This is a genomic window from Pseudomonas sp. 65/3-MNA-CIBAN-0223 (assembly GCF_040310425.1).
GTDB lineage: Bacteria > Pseudomonadota > Gammaproteobacteria > Pseudomonadales > Pseudomonadaceae > Aquipseudomonas > Aquipseudomonas gregormendelii.
In genome coordinates this window covers 115,946-124,138 of the sequence record NZ_JBEOPV010000018.1, presented here as the reverse complement: position 1 = coordinate 124,138, position 8,193 = coordinate 115,946, and the positions used below count along the sequence as shown (strand labels likewise).

The 8,193-nt window shown below is 49.9% G+C and carries 14 protein-coding genes; 4 read left to right on the top strand and 10 right to left on the bottom strand.

Annotated elements, in window-relative coordinates; all coding sequences use genetic code 11:
• Positions 1-172: 172 nt before the first annotated feature.
• The 8 genes from AAEZ09_RS21105 to AAEZ09_RS21070 form a co-directional block, all read right to left on the bottom strand.
• A complete protein-coding gene (locus AAEZ09_RS21105) occupies positions 173-1,294 on the bottom strand; it encodes a zonular occludens toxin domain-containing protein (protein ID WP_350600672.1) in 1,122 nt (373 codons plus the stop codon).
• On the bottom strand, positions 1,287-1,583 hold the full coding sequence (locus AAEZ09_RS21100; protein WP_350600670.1) for a DUF2523 family protein: 297 nt from the start codon (positions 1,581-1,583) through the stop codon (positions 1,287-1,289). Before AAEZ09_RS21100 ends, AAEZ09_RS21105 begins: the two co-directional genes overlap by 8 nt.
• Positions 1,584-1,586: 3 nt before the next feature.
• The gene (locus AAEZ09_RS21095; protein ID WP_350600669.1) at positions 1,587-3,176 is read right to left on the bottom strand and encodes a virulence factor TspB C-terminal domain-related protein; all 1,590 of its coding nucleotides are present in this window, start codon (positions 3,174-3,176) and stop codon (positions 1,587-1,589) included.
• Positions 3,177-3,325: 149 nt separating this feature from the next.
• Positions 3,326-3,532 (bottom strand): major capsid protein, encoded by a 207-nt coding sequence (locus AAEZ09_RS21090; RefSeq protein ID WP_350600668.1) that lies wholly within the window; start codon positions 3,530-3,532, stop codon positions 3,326-3,328.
• A 39-nt stretch (positions 3,533-3,571) separates the two neighbouring features.
• On the bottom strand, positions 3,572-3,796 hold the full coding sequence (locus AAEZ09_RS21085; protein WP_350600666.1) for a hypothetical protein: 225 nt from the start codon (positions 3,794-3,796) through the stop codon (positions 3,572-3,574).
• 4 nt (positions 3,797-3,800) lie between these two features.
• Positions 3,801-4,091, bottom strand: a complete 291-nt coding sequence (locus tag AAEZ09_RS21080; protein WP_205892621.1) for a propanediol utilization protein — start codon at positions 4,089-4,091, stop codon at positions 3,801-3,803.
• 69 nt (positions 4,092-4,160) lie between these two features.
• Positions 4,161-4,391 carry a hypothetical protein gene (locus AAEZ09_RS21075; protein WP_350600665.1) on the bottom strand — a complete coding sequence of 77 codons (231 nt, stop codon included), beginning with the start codon at positions 4,389-4,391 and terminating at the stop codon, positions 4,161-4,163.
• 82 nt (positions 4,392-4,473) lie between these two features.
• Positions 4,474-5,604, bottom strand: a complete 1,131-nt coding sequence (locus AAEZ09_RS21070; RefSeq protein WP_350600663.1) for a phage/plasmid replication domain-containing protein — start codon at positions 5,602-5,604, stop codon at positions 4,474-4,476.
• A 128-nt stretch (positions 5,605-5,732) separates the two neighbouring features.
• Between AAEZ09_RS21070 and AAEZ09_RS21065 the strand changes: the two genes are divergently transcribed.
• The 3 genes from AAEZ09_RS21065 (at position 5,733) to AAEZ09_RS21055 (ending at position 6,596) form a co-directional block, all read left to right on the top strand.
• The gene (locus AAEZ09_RS21065; protein WP_205892618.1) at positions 5,733-6,104 is read left to right on the top strand and encodes a helix-turn-helix domain-containing protein; all 372 of its coding nucleotides are present in this window, start codon (positions 5,733-5,735) and stop codon (positions 6,102-6,104) included.
• A gap of 82 nt (positions 6,105-6,186) precedes the next feature.
• The gene (locus tag AAEZ09_RS21060) at positions 6,187-6,369 is read left to right on the top strand and encodes a hypothetical protein (protein WP_350600662.1); all 183 of its coding nucleotides are present in this window, start codon (positions 6,187-6,189) and stop codon (positions 6,367-6,369) included.
• Positions 6,366-6,596 carry a YciN family protein gene (locus tag AAEZ09_RS21055; RefSeq protein ID WP_350600661.1) on the top strand — a complete coding sequence of 77 codons (231 nt, stop codon included), beginning with the start codon at positions 6,366-6,368 and terminating at the stop codon, positions 6,594-6,596. The genes AAEZ09_RS21060 and AAEZ09_RS21055 overlap by 4 nt, the downstream gene beginning before the upstream one ends.
• A gap of 349 nt (positions 6,597-6,945) precedes the next feature.
• Here AAEZ09_RS21055 and AAEZ09_RS21050 read toward each other — a convergent pair whose 3' ends face one another.
• Both AAEZ09_RS21050 and AAEZ09_RS21045 read right to left on the bottom strand, forming a co-directional pair.
• Complete coding sequence (locus tag AAEZ09_RS21050) at positions 6,946-7,203, bottom strand: hypothetical protein (protein WP_350600659.1); 258 nt, start codon at positions 7,201-7,203, stop codon at positions 6,946-6,948.
• Positions 7,204-7,335: 132 nt separating this feature from the next.
• A complete protein-coding gene (locus tag AAEZ09_RS21045) occupies positions 7,336-7,566 on the bottom strand; it encodes a hypothetical protein (RefSeq protein WP_350600658.1) in 231 nt (76 codons plus the stop codon).
• A gap of 180 nt (positions 7,567-7,746) precedes the next feature.
• Here AAEZ09_RS21045 and AAEZ09_RS21040 point away from each other — a divergent pair, with 180 nt between their 5' ends.
• Entirely contained in the window at positions 7,747-8,127 is a 381-nt protein-coding gene (locus AAEZ09_RS21040) for a hypothetical protein (protein ID WP_350600657.1), read from the top strand.
• The last annotated feature ends 66 nt before the right edge of the window (positions 8,128-8,193 follow it).

Sequence of the window (8,193 nt, the reverse complement as noted above, 5' to 3'; positions counted from 1 at the left end):
CGTTACATTAAACGACCCATGGTGGCCAAGCCAGTTTCCATAGGCCGTTCAACGTAACGCCCGTCATTATGCGTAACCATTGGTTAAAGCTTTGCCCTGGTGGTACGCTCCTTTTAAGCACCGAATGATCTAACACGACTAAACAGGTATTTAGTTTAGTTATATCTGGGGGCTACTTGGCAATGCCGGTTTTCCGCTCCGTGTGTGAGTTATCAGCCACCACGGTGAATCCTGCCCCTAGATTCGTTTCTGCTCGGGTTACGGGCTGAGCTGTTGGCTGCTCGCTCGATTGCGACTGTTGCTCCTGCGCACGTTGGTTACGACTGGTAAACCATGGATCAAAGGCGCCATGACTGACGAACACCAGGCACGCACTTTTAGGGACATCAATCGGCGTTCCCTGCTGGGTGTAACAGTTACAGGAGCCGCGGGATTCGGAACTCATGCAAGCAGCCACACGAGGAAAATCGGTTGGTGCTGTGAGCTGGTCATATACAGGCGCTGTATACAGATTGCCAGCCATACGCGGCTTGATAGTTTCCTCGGTCCAGACCGGCTTATTTTCTCCTGATGGAATGCCGAAAGACCTTGGCGCCGGGACAGATGGAGCTTCCTTTGAGACCGTAGTTGCCACAGCTTCAACCGGTGTTTCAGGCTCAGATCCTGTGTAATGCATCACGTACTTGATGACGAAGTAAAAGCAGATCAGGCACAGCAATATTGCACCGCCGAGCACGGCAATAGTCTTCAGCGGTGGCCGTGCTTTGTGCGTGTCCAAGACTGTCGATGTGTACAGGTCGAAAACTTTTTTGTCAGTCTTGACCATCGAACTCTGGCCGAGATTTCGAGCCGTTCTAGAAGCTGGGTCCGTTTGGACAGACTCCCAGGTGTAACGCATCGAGCGCCCAAGGTTATAGGGACGGTGATAATTGACATGCGGTTGTACGAGCTTTCGAGCAAACGGGTGAAGAAATCCGGGAGCCTGCGTGATGAAAATCAAGTCTTTGCCGGAATGCCGGTGGATCGCGAAATCTTTCACCCATTGAGGCGCTTCACGTCCGAGATCTGTGCCGCAATAACGCTGGACTTCATCGCAAAGAATGACAGAGCCCTCGGGCAATTCCTGCCATTTATCGATGTGCGGAATCTCTGTTACGCCATGATCGGCAGGAACAAATCCCTTAATGGGCGTGCAGTATTTAGGACGCGAGGCGTAATCCTTACTGTGCAAAAAATCCCATAGCTCATTGGAAGTTTTGCCTGCACCAGGGAGGCCTGTAACGAGCTTAAGCATTAGATTTACTCCCGGCTCGCTGGTAAGCAGCTTTGGCTACCTTGATTCCAACTGCCATGGCATAGGCAGCGAAAATGACAGTGACAGCATCGAAAATGCCGACAAAGCGGAAAAAATTGACAGCGTCCGCAGGCATGCCGTTGAGTCGTTGTGTGATCTGGTTTTGCAGGTAATTAAAGATCGGCATAAGCACTGTTGTAGAGACTGCAGCTGTTCCAGCAACTGCCAGAAGACGGGGAAGAATCCAACCAGCGACGGCAGTCAAAGCAGAGATCAATACTTGAAACATGACTTAAACCTCCCTTGAAACGATGCGTGCAGCAAACAAATAAGCACCGGCGAGAACAACTAAACGGACCCAACTGAGAGAATCGCAGGCCTTAGAAAACTCCATGTCAATGCTGTGACCCGCAACTGCAAATTGATAATCAGGAAGACATTTGCCAGCGGAACCGCCACCGGAAGTAGACGATTGAAACTGAGAAAGAAGTCCAGTCACTTTGCCGTCAAGCTCAGTTTGATGGGCATCTAGATCTGCATAGGCGGCATCTGTTTTTGCATCAGAATCAGCCTGTTCTTGATCAGTAGGCCCAGCCATTAACTTGCATGTATCAATGTGCGCTTGCTTGAGGATTGCGCACTGAAACGGATCACCGTCACAATCTGGTGGAGCTTCACAATCATCAGTGGTCGAGGCAGTACCATCACCGCCCTCTCCTTCGCCATCACCATTGCCATTGCCGCTTGAACCATTGCCGGAATTACCAGAGCCAGCGTTTGGATTAGTTTCGACACCTCCGCCATTTGGAGTACAAGAACCGGTGCAGCTACTGCCAGAACTTGTGCCGCCGCTGGGTTTCGTCGTGTTATGGCTGACGGTAGTTGAAGTTTGAGTAGTACAGGATTTGACGTCAGTACAAACGGTATTGGAAGAATCCTTAACAGTAGTAACTTTAACGCTACCGTCAGAAAGCGTCTCGGACGTGGCAGTTATAGTGGTTTTAACGCCGTTGGAATAAGGCGGTTTGGTGACACATTTATAAGCACCATTAACAGTGCCACACTGCTGGGTGCCCTCCTTGGTGGTTTCCTTTGTTTGGGTACAAGTAGTCCCACCAGTGCCATTGCCAGCAGGAGTACAGCCCTCCTCTTTTGACTCTGTTTTCGGCTCCTTAACGGGGCAGCCACCTTCGGGGCAGAGGGCATCGGCAGCGTTGGTGCTACCTGTAGGATTGGCCTTGCCAGTAAAGATACCAATCACATTACAACTGATGGCGCCTGGAACATTAATAGTGCATTCAGAACTAGAGATAGTCTGCATTTGGCAATTAAGAGATCCCTCGGCAAAGGTAGGAGGAGCAACAGCATTTCCGCCTTTATCGAGGTTGCCAGCGACCGTATAAGCGGTACCGGATGCGCCCTGATTCTTGATGTGAGTGCAGGGTGCATCACCCTGAGATTCCGAGAGTCGAACGCACTTGTTAACAGTATCGTCCCAGATCATAGGGTTGCCTGCGGAGCCGCCGGTTTGGTCGTCGCACTTATCGCCCGGCTTTTTAGTATTCAACACAGAGCAGAGCTTAGTCACCTCATTGTAAGTAGAGCCAGCAGGGCAAGTATCGCCAGTTCGGGTATAAATAGCAGCCTCATAAGGTGAACCATGGTTGTCATAAACACAGTAACCGCCGCCATAGCTTTTTTGGACAGCGCCGCTGTAAGTCAAAGGATCACCAAAGAGAACCCATCTCTGCGGACAAACTGATGAAGGGTCGGGACCGGAAACGTCCCCGAAGTGATAGACGAAGATTGCAGCAAAACTTTGTGAAGCAAAAAATAAGCAGCCGAACAGGACTACGGCTTTAATGCGAAATAGTGAGCCCACGGCTGCATACTCTAGAAGTTATAAAGATTGCGGGTCAATAACGGCATGCCTCATGCTTCGGCATTGCCTTATATTGTCCCTTTATGAATAAAAAACGCCCCGGTAATTAGCCAGGGCGTTACTGCGTCGCAAGTAAGCGTTCAGCCCTGTTAGAACGCCGAACGAATGTACTTGAAGGTTTTGATGATGACGATGACACCGAGCACAGCGGTGCCAATGAGCGCAGCAGCTGGGCCAGCTTCGGTGATAGACGCGACCACTGGAGCCACGTCGACCGCATGCGAGGCGCCTGCTGCAGTGAGCAGAGCAGTAGCGGAGGCGATTTTACCGGTGTTACCGAGGATTGCTTTTTTCATGGGTATTGCTCCTGTGTTGGCTGAATGCCAGTTGTGTTGTTACTGTTCTATTGCTTTTTTTAACAGCGCGAAAATGATAATGATGCAGATCAAGCCAGCAATCGCACCAAACACTTCGTCGTACTGCTCTTTTGTCATCCCCAAGCTATCAGCTTGAAGAACTGAACTTGATATTTCCTCGTAAACGCAATCGCTTGGAGTGGCACCGCCCGGAGCAAATCCGCTTTTGCAAACTACTATCCAGACTTTATCAGGGAGCGCCATACGATTAAGCCGCCGAGACTTTTGGTTGCTGAGTCATGCGGCGACCTTGGCGAGGGTCGACAGTGAGTGCAAAATTCTTAGCGCGCTCATCTGGGATCAAATCGCACTCATACATTCCGGGCTGAGGAACTTGCTGTTGGGTTTCAGCGAAGAACATATTCTTAGTAGGGTACGGAGCAGGAGGAACGAAAACATAAGCTTCGAACATGCAGAATGGTTTGCCGGAGGCAGTAGAAGTGCCGGAACGAGTGATGCCGGTAACTTGGACTCGAACGACTGTTTTTTCGTCAGACATGGTTAGTACCTTCTATTCAATGAATGCTTAGGCTTGTGCCCGATTGTTAAATGCTCTTCTGAGCAGGTTTTAGTAACCCATCCATTCAGCAACGGAACAGGTTCCTGATTCTTCAAACTCTTTAGTCCAAATTTTTTCAGGCTTTATGCCCTGCTCTTTTCGCTCATCAATAACTTTGATGGTTGCCGCAACTGAATCAGCTAGTACCGGGTTCAAAAACGCAGCTCTACACCGGTTCTGGAACTCCTGTTGCCGCTGCTGACCTTTGCTTATTGCCGTTCCTTGAAGACTATTAATCATGAACGAGCCCACCTACCAAGAGTTTTTATGAGGATGACAGCACCAATGAAAAGAAACATAGTCTCCATCAATGGGGCCATCATTACGCAGCGAGCCTCAAATGCGTCGGGCGTTTATACCAATTTGGCGGAGCGATACTTTTAACCGGATTGATTTCACGCATCTCTCGTATAAATACATTACTAAACGTAGTCAGATCGCATGCATTGCGAATATTAATGCCGATACGATTGAGTCTAGCTGCGTGAGTCTCAAACGACCTCTGAGAACAAACGATTTCCATGCCGTGCATCCAAAGATGGGCGTAAGACGCAGTTACGTTTGCTGCTCGTGGAGTGTCACAAATGTTTTCTAGAAGTAATTGCTGAGCAATGCTTGCCATATCCATTTTAGTCACCTTTAAGCGTTCGTCGACGCTAAGAAACTCTTTATGCAGAGTTTGATATTCGCCTTCATCAAAGAGGCCCCAATAACATAGCTTTTCACGGCTTAAGAATTCACTTTTTAGTTCTTGTTCTAAACGAACAATGCCAACATCCACGGCGTATTGATAAATGTCCTGAGCGTATTTGAGCTCTGAGGAATCTTCTCCGAAAAAACGTTTAACTTTGGGGAGATGATGCTTGTAAATTTCGAATGCCTTGTCGTATGCCTTGCGATATTGAAGACGAACACCCTTCCCGCTTCCACTAGTTGTCCAATCTACAGAGCGGCCATTTGGAAATAGTCGACCGATAGAATGGCCTATTCGTTGAGACGCCAGTCCTCGCAAGTAGGGGATTTCGTTGCCCTTCCCTACTGAGATATTTGTTGTGAGGTCGACTCGATGAATACAGCAACCGTCCGCCCAAATATGTGAAGCTTTCGCGCCCGATTCACCCTGGCGTACCTCAAACCGCGTGCAACGGGTGAAAGAAGGAAGCCCGTACTGTGCAAGAAGCTCGTTGTAAACGGAGATGCACTGCTCAAGGGTTTCAAAACCCCAGAGGTTGTCATGACGATTGAGACGCGAAGGATTGCCATCGATTGTGATTTTCCGGCCTTGGACGTGAATTTGTACGGTTGAACTGTGGCTTCCCTGGTGCTTAACGGATCGATAGCTGGTGCTCAAGACTTCGCCGGTCAGGGTATCAATGGCCTTGAACGCGGTATCTGAGATAACCGGAAGGTCAAAATCATGTTCCTGTGAAACCTTGAGCCAGTCGATGAACATCTATAAATCCGTCAAGGGGGATGAACTTGACCTTTAAGGTACGAGATCATGCACCATTTGGTCAAGCACGATCTTACACCTTATGGTGTCGTATCATGACGGTGTAAATGCATACAGGAGATAAGGTGATGGAAGAAATTGGCAATGAGAGTGACCTAACGATGACCATCGGTGAAAACCTACGCAAAGCCAGAGAGGCTGCGGGTTTGACGCAACATAAGGCATGGGAAGCGGCGGGAATATCTGAGTCCTCATACAAGGGATATGAGGCGGGAAAGGCGACTCCACCAGGGGACAAGATCGCAACCCTTGCTAAGATTTTCGGAGTTTCAACCGACGAACTGCTGTTGGACGAGTCGGAACGTACAAACTCTGCAGAATTTAGCGCCATATGGAGAAGACTGGATTTGCTGCCTGTAGAGCTACAGCAGCAGGCCAAGGTTGCGATGAGAGGCGTCCTAATGGGCATCGAGCAGGAAGCTTTAAGGCGAGCGGGTTGATGCCGCCACCGAAGTTAGTTGCGGTAAAGTGGGGGTGTAACAGCACCCCCACTCGCTTCGCTCCAAAATCGCTGGAGACCTCATGCTGGCAAAATGGGTTTTAGTGCTGATGATCAATGGCAAGGCTGAAATAGAGTCAGAAAGCCCGTCAGAGGCCCTTTGTTTGCAGGCGATGGCTAAGCTCACTTACGCGTTGCGTCTTCAAGGCGAGATACCTAAAGGCGGTTGCTACGTCCTAACCAGCCCATTTAAGGAGCCAAAGTGATCACATTAAGTGGTGAAGAACTGCTGAAATTGGCGAACGAAGCTCTCCAAAGAGAGCCTTGGGCGAAATCAAATATGGTAATTACCCAGGTCGAACAGAAGCATTCGACCTTGGTGTTTTTTGGCAAAGGATTCCATTCAGAGGACAATTTCGAAGCTCTAAGACGTCTGCGAAACCTGGACAAACTAGCGAACATGTTGGCCAAAAATTACCGAATGGCCGAATAACAGAGCTGGGAGATTGGACCTGCCGGGACCTGTCCGGCGATAGCGCTGGACGTCACGGGATCGCGCAGGCTGCGCACAAGATCGAGTACAGGCCCTTGGGCAGAACAATGCGCGAAGTGCCATCACAGCGATGCTGCAAGTGTTAGGCGCGAAGAAAACCCCCAGTGATTCGTCGATCGCTGGGGGTTTTTGTTGGGCGGAAGAAAGGCCGGCCTTGCCGGGTATCGGCGCGGAGGTTGATTAGCCTGGCATTCGATATGCGTGGCGCCTAATGCCCTGCGGGCAGTCGAGGAAAACGGTACCGGTAACTCATCCTGGTCATTGCTGCTGCAGGAAAATTTGGTACCGATTAGACGTCTAGGTCTGACTGGCCAACTCGATCAAGCAATGCCGAAGCAGCAGAACGTGCACCTTCGATAGTCTGATTAGCTACAGAAAGACGACGACGCAAGGCGGCAATTTCAGACAAGAGATCTCCGACCTGAGCACGCAAAGGCTCGTAATGTTCGGCGGCATGAACGTAAGCCTTGGAAGCCGTGGTGCAACCGGTCTGAGACTTGAGAGCGTCAACAAACTGATCATCTGCATCAAGGATTTTCACCAGCATTTAGGTACCACTCCAGTTAACCAGGTGAAGCCCCGGGCTGAGTTAATGGTACCATTCCATGTCGAGTACGAACAGCTTTTGGTACCAAATATCGCTTGATTGATCGCACCTGGTCTAAAGCGATGGTACCAATCAGAGGTTGAGAATATCAGCGCAAGCATCCTGCAAAGCCTGTAGACGCTGGTCGAAATCGGCAGTTTCTCTATCGATCTGAGCAAGCCGGGAGCGCATTTTCCGGGCTTCAGCAACGACCCGGGGATAGTCAGCAAGGACGTATGAAACAGCATCGAGGGGATCGCGGGAAGGAGCGTAAAGCGTGGCATCGCGAATGAGATGGTCGGGGATCTGGAGAGTGGTTCGCATAATGGCCGTTACATTAAACGACCCATGGTGGCCAAGCCAGTTTCCATAGGCCGTTCAACGTAACGCCCGTCATTATGCGTAACGTTGGATTGCGCGGTTAGCCCGGTTGGGCGTGGATTTCGAGGTGGCCTCTTCTCAAATGGTGGTCATTTGATCGTCGGGCTCTTGGGACCGGTTCGGATGCTTGAGATCTGGTTCGCTTGTGTTGATCTTGAAGATGATTGCACAACTGCGTTTGCGCTTCGTTGTCCTCGACCTCGACCTCGACCTCGACTTGGTTTGGTTGGCGCTGCATTTCCCAGTTTGAAAATTTTTTGCTTGGTGGTTCAGTTGGTGCGGTATCTCAAAGTCAAAGTCAAAGTCAAAGTCAAAGTCAAAAGATCGCAGCCTTCGGCAGCTCCTACGGTGTTTACGATGTTTCGCGTGATCATGATGGAGATGGATTTTTGCCCCGGCTTGCTGTTGTCGAGATTTGAGCTCGCAGTGTTGACCCGTATTGAGGACGAGACCCATGGCCTGTTTGTTGACTGGCGTTATGGTCTGTCAGCCAACTGGCATTGATGTCGATTCGTGAAAAACGCCTATTTCCTTAACAAGCCGGAGAGTTAATTGGCCTGAGTGTGAGGT